18 protein-coding genes are annotated in these 21,290 nt (G+C 41.0%); 2 read left to right on the forward strand and 16 right to left on the reverse strand.

The annotated features are described in order from the left end of the window. Window positions 1-6: 6 nt before the first annotated feature. The 8 genes from LEP1GSC195_RS08245 to LEP1GSC195_RS08280 form a co-directional block, all read right to left on the reverse strand. Window positions 7-861 (reverse strand): metal ABC transporter permease, encoded by an 855-nt coding sequence (locus tag LEP1GSC195_RS08245; RefSeq protein ID WP_015680660.1) that lies wholly within the window; start codon window positions 859-861, stop codon window positions 7-9. Beyond that, a complete protein-coding gene (locus LEP1GSC195_RS08250; RefSeq protein WP_015682743.1) occupies window positions 854-1,567 on the reverse strand; it encodes a metal ABC transporter ATP-binding protein in 714 nt (237 codons plus the stop codon). Before LEP1GSC195_RS08250 ends, LEP1GSC195_RS08245 begins: the two co-directional genes overlap by 8 nt. After that, a complete protein-coding gene (locus LEP1GSC195_RS08255; protein WP_015681643.1) occupies window positions 1,545-2,486 on the reverse strand; it encodes a metal ABC transporter substrate-binding protein in 942 nt (313 codons plus the stop codon). The genes LEP1GSC195_RS08250 and LEP1GSC195_RS08255 overlap by 23 nt, the downstream gene beginning before the upstream one ends. Before the next feature lie 17 nt (window positions 2,487-2,503). Continuing rightward, window positions 2,504-3,859 (reverse strand): TonB-dependent receptor, encoded by a 1,356-nt coding sequence (locus tag LEP1GSC195_RS08260; RefSeq protein WP_015682084.1) that lies wholly within the window; start codon window positions 3,857-3,859, stop codon window positions 2,504-2,506. Between the two features lie 17 nt (window positions 3,860-3,876). After that, window positions 3,877-4,635, reverse strand: a complete 759-nt coding sequence (locus tag LEP1GSC195_RS08265; protein WP_015682637.1) for a hypothetical protein — start codon at window positions 4,633-4,635, stop codon at window positions 3,877-3,879. Between the two features lie 53 nt (window positions 4,636-4,688). Then, window positions 4,689-5,645: an amidohydrolase family protein gene (locus LEP1GSC195_RS08270; RefSeq protein WP_015682224.1), complete on the reverse strand. Its 957-nt coding sequence runs from the start codon at window positions 5,643-5,645 to the stop codon at window positions 4,689-4,691. A 43-nt stretch (window positions 5,646-5,688) separates the two neighbouring features. After that, entirely contained in the window at window positions 5,689-7,446 is a 1,758-nt protein-coding gene (locus LEP1GSC195_RS08275; protein WP_015681570.1) for an acyl-CoA dehydrogenase family protein, read from the reverse strand. Window positions 7,447-7,571: 125 nt separating this feature from the next. After that, on the reverse strand, window positions 7,572-9,110 hold the full coding sequence (locus LEP1GSC195_RS08280; protein ID WP_015681250.1) for a methyl-accepting chemotaxis protein: 1,539 nt from the start codon (window positions 9,108-9,110) through the stop codon (window positions 7,572-7,574). Between the two features lie 165 nt (window positions 9,111-9,275). Here LEP1GSC195_RS08280 and zigA point away from each other — a divergent pair, with 165 nt between their 5' ends. After that, the gene (zigA, locus tag LEP1GSC195_RS08285; RefSeq protein WP_015680737.1) at window positions 9,276-10,463 is read left to right on the forward strand and encodes a zinc metallochaperone GTPase ZigA; all 1,188 of its coding nucleotides are present in this window, start codon (window positions 9,276-9,278) and stop codon (window positions 10,461-10,463) included. Window positions 10,464-10,470: 7 nt separating this feature from the next. On the opposite strand, the gene LEP1GSC195_RS08290 is transcribed toward zigA, so the two are convergent. The 8 genes from LEP1GSC195_RS08290 to LEP1GSC195_RS08325 form a co-directional block, all read right to left on the reverse strand. Continuing rightward, the gene (locus LEP1GSC195_RS08290; RefSeq protein WP_015682604.1) at window positions 10,471-10,983 is read right to left on the reverse strand and encodes a VOC family protein; all 513 of its coding nucleotides are present in this window, start codon (window positions 10,981-10,983) and stop codon (window positions 10,471-10,473) included. Between the two features lie 160 nt (window positions 10,984-11,143). Then, window positions 11,144-11,617: a group II truncated hemoglobin gene (locus LEP1GSC195_RS08295; protein ID WP_015682073.1), complete on the reverse strand. Its 474-nt coding sequence runs from the start codon at window positions 11,615-11,617 to the stop codon at window positions 11,144-11,146. A gap of 87 nt (window positions 11,618-11,704) precedes the next feature. After that, on the reverse strand, window positions 11,705-12,523 hold the full coding sequence (locus tag LEP1GSC195_RS08300; protein WP_040506567.1) for a type II CAAX endopeptidase family protein: 819 nt from the start codon (window positions 12,521-12,523) through the stop codon (window positions 11,705-11,707). 39 nt (window positions 12,524-12,562) lie between these two features. Then, a complete protein-coding gene (locus LEP1GSC195_RS08305; RefSeq protein ID WP_015680927.1) occupies window positions 12,563-14,128 on the reverse strand; it encodes a HEAT repeat domain-containing protein in 1,566 nt (521 codons plus the stop codon). Between the two features lie 107 nt (window positions 14,129-14,235). Continuing rightward, a complete protein-coding gene (locus tag LEP1GSC195_RS08310; RefSeq protein ID WP_040506569.1) occupies window positions 14,236-15,744 on the reverse strand; it encodes a di-heme oxidoreductase family protein in 1,509 nt (502 codons plus the stop codon). Window positions 15,745-15,770: 26 nt separating this feature from the next. Further along, window positions 15,771-17,600, reverse strand: a complete 1,830-nt coding sequence (locus tag LEP1GSC195_RS08315) for an RCC1 domain-containing protein (protein WP_015680568.1) — start codon at window positions 17,598-17,600, stop codon at window positions 15,771-15,773. Window positions 17,601-17,789: 189 nt separating this feature from the next. Continuing rightward, entirely contained in the window at window positions 17,790-18,467 is a 678-nt protein-coding gene (locus LEP1GSC195_RS08320) for a hypothetical protein (RefSeq protein ID WP_015682350.1), read from the reverse strand. A gap of 11 nt (window positions 18,468-18,478) precedes the next feature. Beyond that, a complete protein-coding gene (locus LEP1GSC195_RS08325; RefSeq protein WP_015681638.1) occupies window positions 18,479-19,774 on the reverse strand; it encodes a hypothetical protein in 1,296 nt (431 codons plus the stop codon). A gap of 227 nt (window positions 19,775-20,001) precedes the next feature. On the opposite strand from LEP1GSC195_RS08325, the gene LEP1GSC195_RS08330 reads away from it, so the two are divergent. Next, window positions 20,002-21,279, forward strand: a complete 1,278-nt coding sequence (locus LEP1GSC195_RS08330; RefSeq protein WP_015680833.1) for an imelysin family protein — start codon at window positions 20,002-20,004, stop codon at window positions 21,277-21,279. The last annotated feature ends 11 nt before the right edge of the window (window positions 21,280-21,290 follow it).

The following is a 21,290-nucleotide window of genomic DNA, read 5'->3' on the forward strand; positions in this document are numbered from 1 at the left end:
GAATATCTATCGGACAGTTTTGGCAAAAACGGAAGTAGTTAGGAATCGAACCAAGTGGAGAAAAAAAGCCAAAGCACAAAGGACAAGGATGATACTGGAAGAAGTAGGAAAGTAAATCAGTTCTCCATTTCGTTCGATTCCAACGAGGGAGATGAGAAAACCGGAAATGGTAGCAAATACAGAAAACAAAACACAAACAATGGTAAGAAGTTTTAAAGAACGGATGAGAGGAAGGAGTGCAAAAACTGGCAAAATCAAATGGGCAATGCTATAAAAAGTTCCGAGTAAGTTCACTGCCACAGTAAGGGAAGCCGCAAGGATGATATAAAATAGTAAGTCAAAAGGAAGAGGATTTCCTACTTGGATTTTGTATTCGTCCCGATCAAAACTGATAAAAAGAAATCTTCTAAAGAAACTTAAATAGAGAATAAAAAAGAAAACAGCGATATAAATTCCAAACGAATCAGCCCGCACTTGGGATGTTAAAATATCCCCAAAAAAAGCGGCCATCAAGTGGTTCTGGACATTCCCACCCAGAGCCAACATGACTTGCGAGGCAGCGGAAAAAAATACAAAGAGAATGCCGAGGATGACCTCTTCTTTCATCCCACGAAGTTTTCTTACATACAAAAGCGGAAATACCAAAATGCAAGAAAATACAATAGGAAAAATTTCTCCTGGCCACTCCATAAACAAGGATAATGCGACAGAAAAAGTAACCGCTTGAGAAAGGGTCACTCCAAAGAATGTCATTCCTCGCAATACAATTAAAATGCCAAGAACCGAGAGAAGTGCCCCGACAAGGCTACCCACTACCATCTGTGGTAAAAATAAAGTCCAACTAGAAAGAATATTAGTCATGGTGGTGGCAGTTAGGAGGCCGTTCTCCACTAGTGATATTGTAGAGTTTTCCTTCGTCTATTTCAAAAACTTCGTCAAACCCAAATCCCCAATCATGTTCCAAACTATGAGTGATAAAAAATAGGGAGCGATTTCCTTCACGCAGGTATTCGGACAAAACTGTTTGGAAAAGTTCTCTGGCATTGTGATCCAAAGAATCCATAGGTTCATCCAAAAATATTAAATTGGCCTTGGTGAGAAGGGAACGAAGGATAAGAACTTTTTGTAATTGTCCCCCACTACAAAGAGAAATTTGTTTTTTTAAAATAGAACTAACGCCCGTTCGCTCAATCAGTGCCATGTCTTCTTCAGAAAATTTCTTTTTAGGAAAAAAACTAAGCCCAATGTTTTTAGGCATAAGGAGTACATCTAACACGCGCAAAGGGAATTCCAAAGACATCCGTTTTGCTTGGGGAACGTAGGATGTTGTGATTTCTTTGGAAAAAGAAATAGATCCCGAAAGTGGAGGTAAAAGATCGGTTAAGGTTCGAAAGAGTGTGGTTTTCCCAGCACCATTTCCGCCCACAAGGGCATAGGTTTTACCGGAATAGATATGCAAATGGATGTCGGATACCACAGGAAATTCCTTTCGGTAACCCACAGATAAAGCATCAGTATGGATAAAGGTTTTGAAACCTTCTACGCTATTTGGTTTTGTCGCTTGCATCACGTATTTTTTGTAACATCAACCGGAGTGTGTCTTCGTAAGTAAGCGCTTCAGGGCTACCACCTACAGAAACCGGCAATGTGACAACCACAGAACCTGGTACTTTTGAGGACACATACTCTGCATACTTTGGATTATGATAGGGACCAATCAAGATAATTTTTATCTTTTCTGCTGTCATATAACTGATGACCTGGTCCATATAACGGACAGAAGGTGGGACACCAGGCCGTTCCTCTATGGTTAAGTTAGCATTGAATTTAAAACGAGAGGCGAGATATACAAATTGGTCATGAAAAACGGCCACTTTTAGTCCAAAGTAAGGTTCCATCTTTTTCATTTCTTCTTTAGTGAGTTGGATGAGACGTTTTTTGAAAGTATTAAAATTCCCTTCGTAGTATTCCCCGTTCAAAGGATCCACACGAGTCAGAGCATTTTTTATATTTTGAGCCATTTGGATGGCATTGATCGGATCATTCCAATAATGCGGGTTTCCATAGATATGCATATCCCCCATGGAACGATCCATCATCACCGTAGGTTCGCCGAGGATTTTCACTCCAAAGGAAGTATCACAATACCCAGGTTGTCCTTTTTGGATTTTGATATTGCGGGATTGTTGTTGGAGATAAGGAATCCACCCAATTTCTAAATCAAGGCCAATCACACAAAGAACATCAGCTTCACTCAGTTTCACAAGAAAGTCTGGCCTTGTCATGACAAAGTGCGGATCATCGGTTCCTCGAATCATTCCGGAAACATCAGCTCTGTCCCCTGCGACTTGTTCGGCAATGTATTTGATATCAGGAAGACTTGTGACGAGCGATACTTTTGCTGAGAGGGTTTGCGTAAAAACTACCTGCAAAAAAACGATAATCACCAATGGAAATATCTGTTTCTTAAAAACTGTTTGCGACATGACTTGCCTCTTTTGTCTTAATAACTATGGGCTGGATGAGAGCCAAGAACTGCAACTGTTTGGATATAAAAACGATACTCTCTCGTTTCTTCCTGAGAAGTTCGTGAGTAGTCTTGGATAAATCTTCTTTCCACAGACCCTCTCACCTTTCCAAATTCAGAACTATGAAATGTCATCTGTAATGACTGCGCCTCAATGGCATTTTTAGCAGGATCCCCATTTTTATCAACAAGGGACTTATCTGTAAAATAGTCATACCTAACTCCAACAGACCATAATTGATGGAATTTAAAATCCAAAAATGCGTATGCTCCCCATTGGTCCTTAGTTGGAGATTTAAACTTTTGAAATGTAACTGGATCCATGTTAGAAGGAAAAACTTCTTGTTGGTACCAACCTTCTCCCATTAACATAATTTCACTTAAGTTAGAACGGTTCCAACGTAACACGGCATCCATCCCATAAAGTAACCTTTGGTTTTTTCTTTCTGTCGTAGGTTCAAATCGAATTCCAGAAAATCCAAATTGGGTTCCCCAGTTGTTACCAAAATAATAAAAATGTTTTAAATGGGCATACATTAAAGGATTATTTTTTTGTGTCCCGCCATCGTGAGAGTGACCCCACTTTCTTCCATTAGTTGCACCTAACACAAGTTCTTGTGTGATAAACTTCCAAGGAAAAAGAATACTGAACTCGGCCCCAGTATCTATTGCTGATTCCCAACCGATAAATTTTTCATGAACAATGGGGGTCATCGTGAAGGCACGATCATGGGCATGGATTTTATTCAACCGGCCCACATCAATAAACATCTGCCCTGCTTTGAGAGAGGTATTAAAAGGTAAAAAAGGAAACTGAACCCAAGCCTCGTGGACTTCAAAATTGTATTTACCGTTTTCGCCGTGGGCTGCTCCCACAAAAGTTCCGCGCATCCACTGGTCCACTGCCCCGTTAAACCCGAATTCGGCGGTGCGAATGTCTAGTTGGTTGTCGATCCTCTCTCCAGTGCCTCGGGGTTTGTTCCGATCCCAAGCACCCACAATGTCAATGGCGGCGTAAGCATCCATCATCAAGTTTTGTGCAGACCTGTTGATCTGCTGGTTTGACTGGACAGGAGAAGAAATACCTCGACTGCCTTCTGTTCCCTTTTCTCGTTTCTCTTGGTCTTGTAAATCCTTCTCTAAATCCGCTTCCCAATCAGAACTAGAAACATTAGATTTAGAGCCAGGATTCGTATTCTTCTTGTTAGTCGAGTCAGAGTCATCCAGTTCCTTTTCCCAAGTTGAGGACTGGGCAAAAAGAAAAGCTGATAACAAGAGGGAGAGAAAAATTCCCCCCATTTGGATTTTAGAAAAACGATATTTCTGTTTCACGTTCTTTTATTTAGTCTCTACTGAATCGAATTATTTAATCCAAGCACGGATGTATAAATGGTGATTGATTGGATTACAGCCTTATTGATTTTTACGCCAATACGTCCATCCGTAATACCACCAGTAATCGTTGCATCTTCTTGTTCAAATTCATAAGTGGAACGATTTGCTAAATTACATGGAATAGACCATCCAAAAATATGACCATTGGAATTTTCCTTATGCACTTCCAAACAGACAGTTTTAGGAACTCCGACAGAAGAACTCCAAGGACTACTAGGAGTTGTAAGGAAAGGAGCCGCAACCGCTCCATCCAACCATTGCGCTACAGTAGGAGACAATTGCACTCCTGGACCGCCAAAACTAGGGGTGGTTTGGATCATAGCATCCACTGTAGAATCCTCTTGGTTCATGATGTAAGTAATTTCTATTCCCGCTTTAGAGTCATTTCCCGTTGCAGAAAGACTAGAAGCATTCGTTACAATTGTTGATCCAGCACTTGTTCCTTGTAATCCACCGCCAAAGGTGACCCCATTGGCGGTAAAACCAAAGGCTCGTAGTGTGGTAGCAACATCGCCAGAACATCCCGTAAAAGTATACCGTGTTCCATTTCCTGAAGCGTCGGAGACCGCAGTAGAACCGCAGCCAGGGGCAACAAATAATGCAGCTAACAACGCGTTGGTGTTATCCTTCTTTTTTTTTGACTGAAAGAGTTCAGCACAATTCATTACAGAGAGAAGGATGGTAGAAAAAAAGAAAAGTTTAGCAAATTTCATAAATACCTCTGTGGAACAATCATTTGCAACACTGTTGCAAATGCAACCACGTTTCATTTAAAAAATAGGTTTTCTGCGTTTTGGTGGAGAATTTTTTGTTTGGCCGAGTCGCTGATCGGTAAATCCAAAAAACGAGTGATGGGATGGTTTAGGTTGTAAGGGATGTTAGGAAAATCCGATCCAAAATAAATTTGGTCTTTGTAGGTTTCTAAATAGGAAACAGATCTGTCTATATCCTCCGCTTTCCCAGTCGCAAGGAAGTCCACAAAGACCATTGTGGTATCAAGGCCCAAATTGGGATAAGTATCAAGTAACGAAGCATAGGCGGATATCTCACTTGCTCCCATGTGAGCTACAATGACTTTTAACTTTGGATAGGTTTCTAGGAATGGTTTGAAGAACTCGATTCCTGTGAACTCACCTGGAAGTGGTGCGGTTCCTGAATGAATGAGAATAGGAATTTGTTTCTCTTGCAAATAGAGAAAGGTATCAGCCAGTTCTGGCCGGCTCAAATTGAGTTTGGAGACTTCGCAGTGGAGTTTAAAACCAAGGAATCCATATTCTTCTACAGCTTTCTTTACATAGGCAAGGACACCCTCTTCTGGATAAAAAGTCCCAAAGGGAATCGCCCCTTTCCAATTCTTATAATTGGTATAGGTCCAATCATTTAAAGAAGAAGCCATACCAGTTTTATGTGCATAGTTCAGAGTGGTGAAACGTTGGATCCCATTATGATGGAGGCGCTCCACCCTTTCCGCTTCGGGCAGTCTGTAGCCTATGGCCCAGTTCACATTGTCAAACCAACGCCAAATCAGTTTCATCACAGTCTCAGGAAAAAAATGAGTGTGGATATCAAAGATATAAGGAATTCCTAAATCACGAATCCGACTTAAGTGGTCGGGTGTTTCCGAATCCAGAATGGAGGGATAAGAATCTCCCCTCCAGGAAAAGGGAGAAGAGATCCGAGTGTCAGGTTGGTTCGAAGATTCAGGTCCCTCTCCTTCTCCCATAAAACAAGCGTAACAGGGAAGAAGAGGAGAAGGATCTACTGGTTTATGCAGTGACGGGAGCTTTTTTCTTTCCACGAATCTTTGTTAGGTTCGCTGCAAGAATAGCAGAACTGTCAAGGATGTAGGCGTCAGTGATAGACTTACGATAGTTTCTTCTTTCTACCTTAGAGCGGCCAATACTTCTTTCGAGTAACAAACTATTGTGGAAACGTGCTGCCGATTCAACCACTTCAAAAGCCAACTCTTCTCGAAGTGGTGTGGAATCAATTTCCGCAAACTCTGCCACAACCGATTCAAATTGTTTGAATAGGTCGTTTAAACCTTGGCTGGAAGCAAACGTTGCCATTTCCGATTTCAAGTATTCACGGTAGATTCCCGTTTCTGTCATTCCAGAAACAATTCCACCAATACAAGCAACGGTTTGGAGTTGCGTGGTTCCTTCGTAAATATTGGTGATTCGCACATCACGATACAAACGTGCTACATCATAATCTTCCGTGTAACCCGATCCGCCATGGATTTGCATCGAATCATAAGCAACAAGGTTTGCCATTTCTGTGATGTAGTATTTAGAAAGTGGTGTGAAAAGTGAGGCAAGTTTTTCCCACTTTTTGAAGGTTTCGTCTTTTTTGATTTCCTTCTCTGCGAGGCCTTTCATCTTTCCTCGTTCTTCTTTCCAACGATACTGATCCACAGCGTAACTTGCTTCATATAAAATACAACGCATCGCAGCCACTTCTCGTTCCATTCTTTCCAACATCTTTTTCACTGCTGTGATGTTGTTTATAGTTTTACCAAATTGAACTCTTTCTTCTGCATACTTTTTTCCTTCGAAGTAAGCAGCAGTAGCAATTCCCATAGCTTGCGCAGCAATATTGAGGCGAGCTTGGTTCATCATGGCCATAGAGTATTTTACAAGGCCTTTCCCTTCTTCCCCAATAAGAGTTCCTGGGCTGTTTTCAAAAACCACTTCACAAGTCGGAGAACAATGAAGTCCCATTTTCTTTTCAATGGATGCAACAAATACATCTTTAGAGTGAACTAAAAAGAAAGAAAGTCCGCGGGCTCCACTAGTTGTGGTTCCTGTTCTTGCGAGTGTTAAAATAATAGAAGGTGCTGATCCAAATCCACAAGCATGAGTGATGAAACGTTTCGTTCCTGTGATCTTCCAAGTTCCATCTTCGCCTTTGATTGCTTTGGTTTGTAAGTTAGGCAGGTCAGATCCGTAGTTTGGTTCTGTGAGTGCCATAGCCCCACAAAGTTCACCGGCAGCCATCTTAGGAACAAATTCATGAATCATTTCTTCTGTTCCAAATCGTTCTACTGTTTCTGCGAGGTTCATACATCCCAGAGTGATCGCAAGAGATCCATCTCCCCGAGATACACATTCAGATAACATCGATTGTACGACAGAAGGAAGACCAAGCCCACCATAATGTCTGTGGATTCCGTAAGGAAGTAGGCCCGCCGATTTGATTTTTTCAACCACATCCAACATTACTTTTGGAAATCCGACTTGCCCGTCTTTGTATTTGAGTCCCTCTTCGTCCATTTGTTTAGAAATTTGAGAGATATCGTTTCCGGCAATATCCCCACCGGCTTCTAAAGTGGATCGGTAAAATTCAATGGCATCTTCATAGTTTCCGGGAGCAAAGGCGAGTTCTTCCTTTCCCGATTTTTGGTATTCTGCAAAGTCTTCGAAACCTTGTTCGTATTGGTCTACCACCTCGTTCCAAGGGGTAAGAGAATCAAAATGATCAATAAGGTCATCGTTATCGTTAAAATAGTTATTGGAAATCATACAGTCGCTCCTTAAGCAGGACTTTCACTCAAAGATCAAACTAGGGAAAAGAATTACAAATAATTTTCCCACCTTCCCCTCTGAACGAAACCTGGGCTTGTTAAGTTAATGGTGTTAGACAAGGACTAACGGATCCGGTTGGCGAGAGTTTGGATGTCCTCAATATGTTCGGCAAGAACTCTAGTATTCTCTGCCACCACTTGAACGGCATCTTCTATACTTTGTGCTGCCCGCATCACTTCCTGGTTTCCCAGTGACTGTTCATTAGCAATCGTTTCCAGTTGAGAAGAAAGCTCTTTTAATTCTTTTTGTGATTCTACAACTCTAGCATTTAATCTTTGCAAGTCGACAAACTTCTCATTAAAATGAATGACCTTATTTTGGATATTTGTCATTTCCTTTTGTTGGTTCTGAGCTAGTTCATTTGCTTCTTTCGCCGAAGTATTTCCTTTTAGTAAATCCGATTTTGATTTGAGAATGGTCTTTGAAATGATACTAGCGTTTGATGCTGAATTGTCTGCAAGTTTAGCAACCTCTTGGGCCACAACAGCAAACCCACGACCATGTTCCCCTGCTCTTGCCGCTTCAATGGATGCATTAAGAGCAAGCAAATTGGTTTGGTCAGCAATCTCTTTCATAATTTGGTTTACGTCTTCTACCTTTTGAAAACTGGAACTCACTTCGCTCAAAATAGAATTTAAGTTTTCCATGGAGTTTGTCACCAAATTACTAAAGTGAGAAGATTCATTAATTTGCGAAGAAATGGTATCAATCTCAACGCGCACTGATTTTACAATTCCCTCTAAGGTTTGGCTTTCTTCATTTAATGTTTCAATTCGATTGTATTGGTCTTTGACAAAGGAAACAGAATTCTCTGTGGATTGCGAAATCTCAGTTAAGGAAGCGGAGATTTCTTCAATGGAAGCCGCTTGGTTTTGGACAAGGCCATTCAAATCATCGGCAAATAATTTGAGGGATGCCACAGATTGGTTCAAACTTTCTCCCGTCTCCACCATGGCTTCTTTTTGTTTTTCCATTACTTTTGAATGTTCTTCTGAAGTGTTTTTTCCGCGAACAGCTTCATCACGAATGGAAGTTAAGAGTCCTACCATTTTGGCGATTGCAACGGAGGCCATCACAAGAAAAAATACTTTTACAATTTCTACAGGTAAAGAAATCGCATAAGCAAGTTTATGTGTATCATTTCGATCCACATATTCCATACCCGCAATCCCAGAAAGAACTAAGGAACCAATTTGTACAAAAACAAGCATTCCTCCCAAAACATAGGTTTGGCGGGAGGAAAAGAGAAACCCAGAATAAAGTAAAATAAAAAAGGAGATGATATAGTTTACTCCATCCTTTAAGGCAGAAGAAGCAATATCCAGATCAATGATGCTTTGTCCCCAAGTATTAGAACCGATGAGAATGATATCTATAAAAACAAACCAAAAAGCATGCGGGTCTTTCCCTTTTTTTAAAAGGATAAATTGTGTAAGTGCTACCATTCCATAAAAGAAAGTGGTGAAGAGCATCATAATGAGTTGGTCTTTATGGAGAGAACCCAAACTCCCGAGAATTCCTAAAATAAAAATCACAAGAAGTGTAGAACGGATAGAATTGATGGTCTTTGTGGCCTTCAGGTAGTAGGGATCCAATTGCATATCGAAAGAATTTGAACTTAGTTCATAGAATGCAAGGATTTCCTCATCTTTTTGGGGTAAAGTCCTAGTTTAAACCCAGCCAGCAAATGCAACAAAATTGCGTTTAATTATTGACAGGATTTCTCTCCCGAAACAAATGCAACTATATTGCATTAAGGAAATCCTATGACAGAAAAAATACCTGTGACCGTGCTCTCTGGTTTTTTAGGAGCCGGGAAAACTACCCTCTTAAACCACATCCTTTCCAACAGAGAAGGATTACGCGTGGCCGTCATCGTAAACGATATGAGCGAAATCAATATCGATGCGCGGCTTGTTGCTTCCGGCGGCAGCTTAAGTCGTACCAATGAAAAATTAGTAGAAATGTCGAATGGTTGCATTTGTTGCACACTTCGCGAAGACCTACTCATTGAGATCACCAAACTTGCCAAAGATGGAAAGTATGATTCCATCCTTATTGAATCCACTGGAATTTCCGAACCTCTACCCATCGCTGAGACATTTACCTTTGCTGACGAATCGGGTGTGAGTTTGTCTGATCTTGTCCGATTGGATTCTATGATTACGGTTGTGGATGCCGTAAATTTTTTAAAAGACTTTCAAAGCCTAGACTCTCTAAGCGAACGGGAATTAGGTGCCGGAGAGGAAGATGAAAGGGACATTGTGGACTTACTTGTGGACCAAGTTGAGTTTAGCGATACCATCATAGTAAACAAAATCAGTCTGTTGTCAGAAGAAAAAAAGAATCGTCTCCTGACCATTTTACGATCCTTAAATGCAGAGGCTGAGATCATCACAACAGATTACAGCAAAGTTCCTTTGGCAAAAGTTTTAAATACGGGTCGGTTTGATTTTGATAAAGCAAGCCAGTCTCCTTTATGGCTAAAGGAACTCCGCGGAGAACATACACCCGAAACAGAAGAATATGGAATCAAAAGTTTTGTGTATGGAAACAGACGCCCCATGCATCCAGAAAGATTTTATCAGTGGTTACATTCTGAAAAACCCGGTGTGGTTCGAGCTAAAGGGTTTGTTTGGCTTGCAAGTAAAATGGACTGGGTTCTACTCTACTCCCAAGCCGGGAACTTATCATCCTATAAACCAGAAGGGTATTGGTGGGCAAGCATTCCTGATGAGGACATTCCGGATGATCCCGATGTGTTAGAAAATCTGCAAGCCCATTGGTTGGAACCCTGGGGAGACAGACGCCAAGAGATTGTTCTCATTGGAAGAGATATGGATGAGAAAAAAATCCGAGCCTCTCTCGACAAATGCCTGCTAAATGATAATGAATACAAAGCTGGGCCGGAAGGTTGGGCATCTCTCGAAGATCCATTTCCTGATTGGGAATGAGTATAAGTTAAGCGACCGCTGCTTTTAATGCAGCGATGTCAATTTTACGCATCTTCAGCATTGCTTCTTGGGCTCGTTCTGCCTTTTCTGGGTCTGGATGCGAAATCAGTTGCAAAAGGATTTTTGGTGTGACCTGCCACCACATACCAAATTTGTCCTGTAGCCAACCGCACATACTTTCTTTACCACCGTCAGCAAGAAGACCATTCCAGTAATAATCGACTTCCTTTTGTGTCTCAACGCTAATCATAAAAGAGACACCCCAACTGAATTGAAACCCAGGTCCTCCATTAAAGGCAAAAAACTTTTGCCCATTCAAAATGAATTCCGCCTGTGTGGGATTCACGACTAGAAATTTAGATTTTTTGAAAATGGATTTATAGAATTTGGCAACTTCTTCGATGTTCGCATTGAACATCAGAAAGGGAGTGATGCTTTGAGTAGGCGAACCAATATATTCCACTTTTTTCACACCAGGATTTGGCTTTTTCGAACTAGATTTCTTTTTTGCAACGGCCATGGTCATCTCCCTTTTTTCGAACTGATTTTACGGTGTCCACTCAACTGACTCAAGACAAGAATAAGTTTTTTCCTTAAGTCAGTTTTTCGTAATGAAGAGTAATTTCCCGATAGAAATCATATATCTTTTGTTGCATAAAGATACAGCTGCAAAGTATAATTTAGTTTGGTAGATAGGGACCACCCGTCTCCCCCCATCCCCATTGGGGCATAGGTTCGTTTGTATCCATGGGATTGTCGATAAGCTGTGAATTAATGACGGCAAGCCTTGTCCCCCATTCTACGTATCCAACAAATGCAGAACGAAACTCAGGATCACTTTTGAGACCAACTTCATCAGCAGTTTGTAAAAGTAGATGAACCCAACGTTGCCTCATCTCTTCCGTTAACATTTTGCCAATGTGTTTTCCGATCATAAGAGAATGGCTTCCCCCATCATTAGAAGTATAAAATGGACCGCCTCCAAAAACCTCTGCGACAAAATGCGATACATGTTGGATATGTTCCGGTGACATATTTCCGAACACATTCCCGAGTAATTCGTCTTTCAAAACTTTGTCATAAAACTGAGTGAACAAAACATCAAAAGTTTTTATATCGCCTGCCCATTCGTATAACGTTGGTATTTTTTTCATAAATTCCCTTTTTACAGATATTTATCATTCAATGTATTCTATTTTTCGAAACGAATTTCTAAATAATAATTCTAAATTAGCAATAGCTTATGAATTCGTCTGTTTCTGGGCCTTCGATAAATTTTCAAAACCTGTGAATCCTAGGACGAAAACTGCAAAAACAACCAACAAGAAACCAGTAATGTTCATAATGTTTGTGTCGATAGAGTCAGAAGTAAATACGATATCGATGGTTCCGTGAAAGAGAGCCACCATTAAGATACTTCCGCGTGAAGAATTATAAAGCCAGGTCAAAAGAATGGCACCGGTAAACAAGGACATAAACCATCCTATGATTCCAAATAACTCCATTGCCATAAAACCAGGTCTATACAAAAAAAGCGGAGCATGCCACAAAGCCCATAAAAAGGTAAGGATCACAGTTGAATAAAATGCATTCCAATTTTTTTGTAACTTCGGTAAGGCGTATCCCCTCCATCCGGTTTCTTCCCCAAATCCATAGACAATGGTATTGTATAAAAAGAAGGAAACAAAACCAAACTGAGGGAACTCGCTACTCATTCCTAATCCATCGAAACTAAACTTTGAGTTCATAAAATAATTGATGATGGTTGCTAATAAAAGAAGTAGGAAGGGACTAAAAACCGCTATCAAATACCAAAACCAATGCACCTTCCACTGAAACATTCGTAAAAGTAAATTTTTTACACCAACATTTCCATGTTCTAGTTTGTTTAAAATAAACGCAGCAGACAAGGGCCCAAATGCTCCCCATGCATGATGAAAAGGCAATACAGGTAAAAAATGAATCCCAAACTTTGGCAAATACAAAGGAAGCCAAATGGTCCAAGAGACCAGATATGCTAAACAAAAGTATAACACTAACGATCTATAATATTCCTTCATGCGATCCTAATTGTTACAAAACAAAACCATTCCTAAAAATTATAATTTTCCCTTCGCCCAATGATTCCAATCCTTTGCTGTACGAAACTTTTGCCCTGTTACAGCGGTTAATGCATAGTAGCTAAGTTTACGTTTTTCGGAATCATCTCCGTTAGCAAATGTCAATAAAAGAGGAATGGATTTTTTATCTTTGCGTTTGGCAATTTCTTCCATAGCGGGCCGGTATACGTCCGCATCCTTAGACTTTGTTGCTTCTTCGATGATGAGGCGGGCTTCTTCTGTGGGAATCAAAGCCACTGTGGATAGAATTTGCGGAGCCATTTTGGGTCTTTCGGAAAGTAGTTCTTTTAGTTTAGGCAAACTCGATGGATCCGCAATCGAACCAAGGGCTTCCAAAGCATAAACCATAAGTTTTGCATCTCCCATGTCCAAAGCCTTGATCAAATCAGGAACGGCTTCTTTGGCACCAAGAATTCCGAGGGCCCAAGCAGAACCATAAGGTCCCTCTTTCGCACCTGACAATAAAACCTTTCTAAGTACGGGAACTGAAGTTTTATCACCAATCCAACCGAGAGCTTCTGCAAAACTATCTCGTTCTGGAGTGGATTCTTTTTCTAATAACTCTTCAATGCGAAGTCTTGCTTCTTTAAACCTTTGGCGGCCAACAATCTTTGCGGCACTCCCCCAGTTTTTTGTATCCTTTCCATTTAACAACCCGAAGGCTAACTCTGCCGCTTCTTTGGATGGAATCGAACAGAGGACATCTGTAACATAGAGTTTGGTTTCTGGGTCATTTGACTGTAAGGCTTGGAATACTTTGGGAACAACTGATGGATTCCCAATTTCAATCAGAGCCATCGATGCATTTTCTTTTCCTTTACTGTAAGGAAGGTTTAGTGCTTTCACAAGTACATCATTTGCCTTTTTTGCTTTGATTCTTCCAAGAGCAAGGTATGCCGCTGCAAGGGTTGGAGATTCGTCTTGTGTTTGAGTGAGTCGGAGTAAATAAGATTCAGACGCCGAAATTTTTAGTTTTCCAAGTGCCATGGCGTAGGTTTTGTCTTTTTCCCGATCTTTATTTTTCGATGCTAAATTTAAAATTTGAGAACCGACTGCGTTGGCACCAATTTGTACCAAGGCATCCACAACTTGTAAGCGAAGGGTTGCATTTGCATCATCTAACAAAGGATAAATTCGGTTTCCCACTGATGGATCTTTCAAACGAGTCAGCGCATCCAAATAAACATCCTTTGGATTTTCGGTATCGGACCACATCAAATTGGCAATTGCCGTAGCAGACGATTTGTCCTTTAGGTCTCCAAGCGCAATGGCAGCACCTGCTCGAACCCCAGGTTCCTTATCAGATAAAAGTTTTTTTAATTTAGGTATGGCTGATCTTTCTTCCCGACTCCCCAACTGTACTGCCGCTTGGGAGCGAGTAAAGGAATCAGTAGAATTCAGGTTTTCCAACAGTTCTTTTGTGGTTTGTTCTTCTGACACAATTTCCTCTGTGGAACCTGAATCTTCCTTCGGGGGAACGGGATCACAATTTAAAATGAGAGTAAGGGCGAAAAAAAAAGGAACCAAAAACAAATACTTTTGCATGCCAGACAAATTTATAAATTTAAAAATCTGCCTACAAGTTTTAATTCAAAAGAATCGATCGATTTTTTTTCTCTCGATTCCGCCCATATATTTTTTAATATAGATCCTTACAAAGATTGTAAAAAACGAACGAGACTATTTCTTTCGGATTCACTTAAAGCAAGAAAATAGTTTTTACTTTTCTCTGCTTCTCCCCCATGCCAAAGGATCGCTTCTTCCAGTGTCCTCGCTCTTCCATCGTGCAAATACCTGGCCTTCACATTGACAGTTTCCAATAATCCAATTCCCCAAAGTGGGGCAGTCCTCCATTCGCTTTCCGTGGCCAATCCATCTCCCTTTCCATCCGACAAACCTTCTCCCATATCGTGCAAAAGTAAATCGGTGTAAGGGCGAATCGTCTGATTAGAAAGTTGGGTATAGGCTGCATTATTAGAGGTTACCATTTTTTGCGTATGACATTTGTTACACCCGGCAAAGAAAAATTGTTTTTTTCCTGCCAAAATTCCTTCCACTTTTGCGTTCCGCCGAACTGGTACGGCAACCAGTTGCATATACTTTGTAATGGCCACGATTTTCTCTTCCGAAACTTCCGGGTTACCACCACCTACTGCATTGGAACATGCCGTCTGATTTGCACTGCAGTTTTCGTTAAAAAACATAGGGCTAGAAATCCCAATGTCACCCGAAAAAGCGGCAGAGTTCTGACGTTTGAGATTTGGTGCATTTGCCTTCCAACCAAATCGACCCATCAACTTTCCACTTCCAGAGAGATCAAAAATAGAATTGGCTCTACCAGAGATTCCATCTCCATCTAAATCACCTGGATCAGCAAAAGAGAGGATTTGATCCTCCGAAACTGCTTCCAATAACCCAAGTCCAATGACTTGTTGTGTGATTCTAATCGATGTTTTGTGATCAGATGCAAAGGCACCATAACCAAGTGCGCTAAATACTAATTTCGGTTTTCGAAGTGAATAAGGTAAACCATCGTTAAAATTACCAGCGATAATATCATATTCTATATGTACATTTCCCTCAGCAGTAACACCAGCAATAGAATTCGGTTGAAATTGTGTTCCATAAACAGGTTCTGGATCATTCCCCTTACTACCAACACCTAATCGAACCAAGGTGGAAACCAATCGATCTCCATCATCTTCCAATACTCTTCCATTTCCCGCATGACATCCTAAACAAGAGTTGGTATGAAAAAAAGGACCAAGCCCATCGCGGTCAGGCAAAGTGGACGACTGGCCTGGTGCCCATGGAACTTCAAAAACCGCTTGTCCCACTGTGAAATCCGAAATGGTTGTTAAAGGAGAATTTTTTCCAAACTGAAGAAAGGCACGTGCATCAGTTACAAAACTAGTCATTGCCTTTCCGCCAGAAAGTTCCTCTCCTTCTTCGTATTCCCAAGGGAATCGTTCTGATTGATGCAACCCAAGTAAGGCAAAACATGAACCATCATCACAAAGTTTTTTCTCTTTCGGACACTCTAAAGCTGAAGTTATGTTTCCAACTTCGGGAAAAGTAAACCCAGTAGAACAAACGTTTGTTTCCACGAATGCACATCCATACATGGAAAAAACGAAAACTAACAAAAAAATATTTCTCATCTAAATGAATTAAACCAATATAAATACTACTTAGGAATCGTGAGGAAAATTGGTGTTGTTGCCGCCCAAGTTTCTTGGAGATCCGATCGGCCAACAGAACCTTTGAAGTTCCAACCCCATCCATACAATGATCCTGATTTGAGAATGGCAAAATTATGCAATGCCCCACACCCGAAGTATTGGATATCTTTAACACCCACAACAATGTCTCCTGGTGTATAAAGTTTTGCAGGGGTAGTAAGACCAGTTCCTAAATTTCCGCTGGCGTTGGCTCCCCAACCTTTCACAGTCCCATCACTTAAGATGGCAAAACTTTGAGTACCATTGGCCCAAACAGAAACTACATTATAAAGGCCAGTCACCAATGTCGGCGTTGCCACAGGGCTTGGTGAACCACTGCCACCAGTCCCTAACTGACCACTGGCAGCTAGACCCCAAGAGTAAACAGTACCGTCACTTTTTAAGGCGAGTATATGGTCTCTTCCGTTTGCAATATGGATGATTCCTGAGAGTGATAAAACTTTTTTAGGAGTCGAGTTAACTTCTGAGGCTGTTCCCAAAGTTCCATCCCCCAAGTTTCCATATTGGTCTCTACCCCAAACATAAACATCACCTGACTTAGTTAAGGCGGCAGTATGTTCTGATCCTGCAATGACTTGAATGATGTCGGTAGGAAGCCCCGTCACAGTTACAGGATTTGCAGAATAAGTTCCTGCTCCCCCAGTTCCATTTCCCAATTGGCCAACAGAGTTAGAACCAAAGGTAACAACAGTTCCATCTGATTTTAAAACCACAGCATGATCATAACCATAAGTTCCCATTACAGCACCACTAATTCCAGGAACTTTACGAGGAGGGTTTCTTGGTCCGGCATCAGAAGTAGAAGCCTGTAAATCCCCTGTATTTCCCATACCTAATTGGCCACTGCTATTAGCTCCCCAAGTCCAAACGCTTCCATCATCTGTGATTGCTAGGGAGTTGTTTTGGTTAAACCCGATCGAGGATACATTGGAGATCGTTGATAACTTGGTAATTGTAGGATTCGTAAGGTCTCCGGTGGATGTTCCAGAACCCAATTGGCCATAATTATTTCTACCCCAAGTATAAAGACTTCCATTCACCACATAACCAGAGTGAGATCCTCCAGCAGTAATCCGATTTCCAAAATAAGTGAGGATGGTTTTCTTTGCAGAAACTCCCGATTCATTTTTGCAATGGATTTGGATTTTATTGGCACCTAATAATGGTTTTATAGAAATCGATGGATTGGATTCGCCTTTATTTACTTGGAAATTTTGTTTCTCCATTTTGTTTTGCAAAACCTGACAAGTTAAAGAATCCGTTGTTTTGACATTTACAGCCAAATCATAAGTTTTAATAATACTTCCATCTTTTGGTGAGAGAATTTCAAACTTTGACCCAACATCTCGTTGGTTCGCCAGCGAAACAAGAAAGATCGTATCTGTTAGGTGAGAGATATCCTCAATGGAAGGTTCCAAATTTTCCGAAGAGGCAATTTTAAATGTTCCAAGCAACTTACCAGTGTTATCCTTCACAGAAATATCAAAAGTACCATTTCCGAGAGGGAGTTGCCAAGTTCCCGTTTCCGTAGTTGTAGCAAGAGCTTTCGAGGAAGCACTTTTGAAACTGGCTGCCACCTCCAGCTCCAAACTGGCATTTGGAATAGGATTACCTGCCCCATCCGTAAGTGTTCCCGATAGGTTTGAGGAATTTTGGACAAACCCTAGGAGAGCAAGTCCACTGGTGTCTTCCGACTTTGGTTTACAAAGAGAAAGAAAGCCGAATACGGTCACGATGAGTAGGAATGTTTTGAGGATTTTTCTGTTTCTGTTCATGGATTTTCTTCTTATTCGAGTCAGACCCATAGATGATAACGAGTCTCATTTTCATCTATTTTTTGAACGTTGTTCCTGTCAAGCACAGAGAGAAATTTCTAACAGAAGAAGGTTTTGGGGATGGGCAAAAAAAAGAGGACAAACTGTCCTCTTTGGCGGAAACTAAGGCCGAATGGCAAAAGGAAATAACTATGAATTAGGAACCTGACTTCTCACTTCTTTTAAACTCGCGAGTTCCTTTTTCCAAAGACTAAGGTCTTTTTCGGCAGATTGTTTTACTTCCCCAGAGGGATGTTTGTTTTCCATCCAATACTCAACCATCTGAATTCTCGACTCTAACTCATTGATTTTAAAATCAAAGTAGGCTTTTTGAGTTTTTACAGAGGGTCTTTCCTTGGCTCCAGGCTCTTCTGCCGAAGGTTTGTCTGCCCATTTCTCTTTGGAAATGGATGCAGAAAAACTTGCATCCATCGCAGTAAAAGAATCTAACATTTCGAGTTGTTCTTTTTCTTCCACTTCCGACATACGGGTTCTGATTTCACGAGGAATGTAGAAATTCTTTGGATATTTCGCCGCAAAATCTCTCCATTCTTCTTTGATCTCTTCCTTACGATTTGGTTTTTTCTCCAAAGCAAACGGCCAAAGTATCTCAGCCTGTGCCAATTCCAATTCTTCTGGATTGGGAGCGTCGGCAAACTCTGGATCGTCAAACAACGATTTAGCGTGACTTTCTGAATTCCCGAAATCGGAATCGACGACATCTGCCTGTTTATTTGTTTTATGTGAAGAAAACTTCCATACAACAAAGGAAAACAATACTAACAGAAATCCACAAACCGAAATGATACCTATAAACCGTTTACTCATCGTTTAACCTCTTATGTAAAGATTGACACTACCCAAGAAATCGCCTGACCAAAGATATTTTCTGTCAGGAATTTTTTCAAATCCACTGGATTTCTATTAAGGGTGTCATAATACCAAGCAGTGTATTCACTTACTTGCGGAATTGAATATCCATAACGAGTATTAATCGCTTTGATCAATTCATTTGCAAAGAGAGAATGTCCATACATGTTAGGGTGAACACCATCTAAACCAAAAACTCCCGGTTGGTTGGGAAGTGGCCAATTAGCTCTTGCGTTTCCTGGAGACCAACCATCAGCACTACGAATAGGTCTTCCATTTTCTTTTAAATCATCAAAAATCACACGCAAATCGGCTACTGCAAAACGCATAGTAGCAGCTTGTGCTTTGATTTCGTTGTTTAACATATTTAAGAAAGTAGAAATAGTAGCGATCTCACTTGCATCAAGAACTTGATTCGGATCGGAAACGGAATTTCTAAAGAATGCTTTGAGTCCAGTGTAGTTTGCACGTCCATTTGGATCGTTATATTTTTCAAGGAAAGCAATCGCAGTTACGTTGGGAACTGTAAATAGAACTCCCCCTTGTAAACTCCCCATAACAGACATTCTACGGAAAAATTCACGAATGTCTCTTTTAAATCTAGTTTCATCCAAACAGTCAGTGGATGTATGAAGTGCAGTACAAAGAACGTGGTTTGCTCCAGCCGATCCAAATAGGAAGGTTGGTTTTACTTTTTCCATAACTTGTGCTTGTGTTCCCGCATCACGAAGTCCAAATCTATGGAACTTGTCTGGTTCTTGACAATCAGCAACAGTCACCCAACGGTAAGTATACCAATACCATTTTGCCCAGTACCATTCTTTGGCTTGTTTGGTAGCATTGATGTCTTCACACTTACCTGAAGTTTTGAGAAGAGTTGTGTATTCTGCTCCGGTAATCCCTGCATGTGTTGGCAAAGATACAGTAGATGCATTTCCACCGATGATACTCTCAGCGATACAGAAAATACCGCAATCCCACTTGAGTACATCTTCAAGGTTTACGAATGGTCCTTTCAGAACATTGTAAGAGATAGAAGCTCCTGCTTGTTTACTGACAAGAACGGGATAAGCCCAGTCTTGTGTTTTTTTCTCAACCGTAACACCAAAGAAACCTTGGCTCAGGGAATCCCCTACGGCACCCACACGTTGGAACATTTGGCTTTGGGTTTGTGCAGAGAGAGACCCTGCGAAAACCAAGGACAATGCTAGCCCGAATATTTTATTTGCGTTCATATTTCCTCCCAATCGAAACATTTTTAACATATTTTAAACAATTGCCATAGATTTGTGGCTTTTTGAACGAGTGTCAAATAATTTATTTCCGAACCACTGAGATTTTTTGAACGAAGTTCATTGAATGATCAGAAATTCGGTTCCTGATATATATCAACCAAAACCTAAATAAAACCATTTGCCGGGAAAAGAGCCTCGAAGAACGTTGTTTAAACAATAATGAGAACTAATCTCATTCGCAAGGAGAACTTCCCTCAATGATATCGATGCGAATTCTTACCTCCGTACTAGCCCTCGGCCTTTTGCTGAGTGAATGTACTCCCAAAACCGATGATTCTGAGAAAAATCTATTGGCGGCGGCCTTAGCCCTAGCGGCAAATGCTCCAAGCCAGTCGGCATTTTTAGATACCTACTCTCAAATTGCCTTCCAAAACTATAGTGATGCCTATACAGATGTGGTGGCCCTCCGAGATAAGGTAACTGCCCTCACAACCACCCCAACTGCGGCTAATCTACTGGCAGCAAGAACGGAATGGAGAAAGGCCAGACGTAGTTATTTACAAACGGAAGTCTTTCGTTTTAGCAAAGGCCCCATCGACAACCCAGCACTGACAAACGGAGTGGAATTGGAACCACTTATGAATGCTTGGCCCTTAGATGAAGGGTACATTGATACAGTGATTCTTGCAAACGCAATCACGAAACAAGGGTTAATTGATGCCAACGGAGGAGAGTGTACTGGTGGAACTTGCCCCGATGGTGATACAGCAAAAAATATTTCTGTGGGTTGGCATGCCATTGAATATCTGCTATGGGGAGCTGATACAGCTGGCAATACAACACCGGGAACATCCATTACGGATGCTAACTTTGCTACAGCCAATGGAAGCGGAAGTGCCGCTGCAAAACGGTCTGCTTATCTATTGTATGCCACAGAAATTCTGGAATCTCATCTCCTTCAGTTAAAGAATGCTTGGGATCCTTCGCATTCCACTTCCTATGTTTCCAAGTTCAAAGCAAGTTCCACATCCTTTGAAAATATCATTCGTGGGATTGCCAGATTTTCTGGTGGCGAATGGGGTGGCGAAAGGATGACCGGAGTGTTTGGTGGTGAACAGGAAGAAGAACATTCGTGTTTCTCCGACAATACCAAAGCTGATTTTTACTATGATGCCAAAGGATTGGATAATCTATTTCATGGTTCTTATACTGGTTCTAAAACCATTAGCGGTTATGGGTTAAAAAATTTACTAGGTGGTGAGTCAAATTACATCGGTGAACGGATTGTCACAGCAGAACGATTTTGCCTAAATGAATTCCAAGAGACGGTTTCCTTAAATCAAACTTGTAACAGTTCCATCATAGCGAGTCGTTTTGATACAATGATTGCGACGGTCAATTCGACACAAAGTGCGGACTATAAAATTTTCCGATATGATATCCAACCAGCGGTTCAAGAAATTGCAAAAGCTCTCCAAAGGTCTGCTGCTAATTTTGGATTCTCCATTGGAGATGACGGTTTAGTTCTTCAATAGAAAAATATATA

Source organism: Leptospira wolbachii serovar Codice str. CDC, from assembly GCF_000332515.2.
Taxonomy (GTDB): domain Bacteria; phylum Spirochaetota; class Leptospiria; order Leptospirales; family Leptospiraceae; genus Leptospira_A; species Leptospira_A wolbachii.

Coding starts and splice junctions, on each gene's coding strand:
- LEP1GSC195_RS08245 (WP_015680660.1), bottom strand. CDS start 861: ATGACTAATATTCTTTCTAGTTGGACTTTATTTTTACCACAGATGGTA.
- LEP1GSC195_RS08250 (WP_015682743.1), bottom strand. CDS start 1,567: ATGCAAGCGACAAAACCAAATAGCGTAGAAGGTTTCAAAACCTTTATC.
- LEP1GSC195_RS08255 (WP_015681643.1), bottom strand. CDS start 2,486: ATGTCGCAAACAGTTTTTAAGAAACAGATATTTCCATTGGTGATTATC.
- LEP1GSC195_RS08265 (WP_015682637.1), bottom strand. CDS start 4,635: ATGAAATTTGCTAAACTTTTCTTTTTTTCTACCATCCTTCTCTCTGTA.
- LEP1GSC195_RS08270 (WP_015682224.1), bottom strand. CDS start 5,645: ATGGGAGAAGGAGAGGGACCTGAATCTTCGAACCAACCTGACACTCGG.
- LEP1GSC195_RS08275 (WP_015681570.1), bottom strand. CDS start 7,446: ATGATTTCCAATAACTATTTTAACGATAACGATGACCTTATTGATCAT.
- LEP1GSC195_RS08280 (WP_015681250.1), bottom strand. CDS start 9,110: ATGCAATTGGATCCCTACTACCTGAAGGCCACAAAGACCATCAATTCT.
- zigA (WP_015680737.1), top strand. CDS start 9,276: ATGACAGAAAAAATACCTGTGACCGTGCTCTCTGGTTTTTTAGGAGCC.
- LEP1GSC195_RS08290 (WP_015682604.1), bottom strand. CDS start 10,983: ATGGCCGTTGCAAAAAAGAAATCTAGTTCGAAAAAGCCAAATCCTGGT.
- LEP1GSC195_RS08295 (WP_015682073.1), bottom strand. CDS start 11,617: ATGAAAAAAATACCAACGTTATACGAATGGGCAGGCGATATAAAAACT.
- LEP1GSC195_RS08300 (WP_040506567.1), bottom strand. CDS start 12,523: ATGAAGGAATATTATAGATCGTTAGTGTTATACTTTTGTTTAGCATAT.
- LEP1GSC195_RS08305 (WP_015680927.1), bottom strand. CDS start 14,128: ATGCAAAAGTATTTGTTTTTGGTTCCTTTTTTTTTCGCCCTTACTCTC.
- LEP1GSC195_RS08310 (WP_040506569.1), bottom strand. CDS start 15,744: ATGAGAAATATTTTTTTGTTAGTTTTCGTTTTTTCCATGTATGGATGT.
- LEP1GSC195_RS08315 (WP_015680568.1), bottom strand. CDS start 17,600: ATGAACAGAAACAGAAAAATCCTCAAAACATTCCTACTCATCGTGACC.
- LEP1GSC195_RS08320 (WP_015682350.1), bottom strand. CDS start 18,467: ATGAGTAAACGGTTTATAGGTATCATTTCGGTTTGTGGATTTCTGTTA.
- LEP1GSC195_RS08325 (WP_015681638.1), bottom strand. CDS start 19,774: ATGTTAAAAATGTTTCGATTGGGAGGAAATATGAACGCAAATAAAATA.
- LEP1GSC195_RS08330 (WP_015680833.1), top strand. CDS start 20,002: ATGATATCGATGCGAATTCTTACCTCCGTACTAGCCCTCGGCCTTTTG.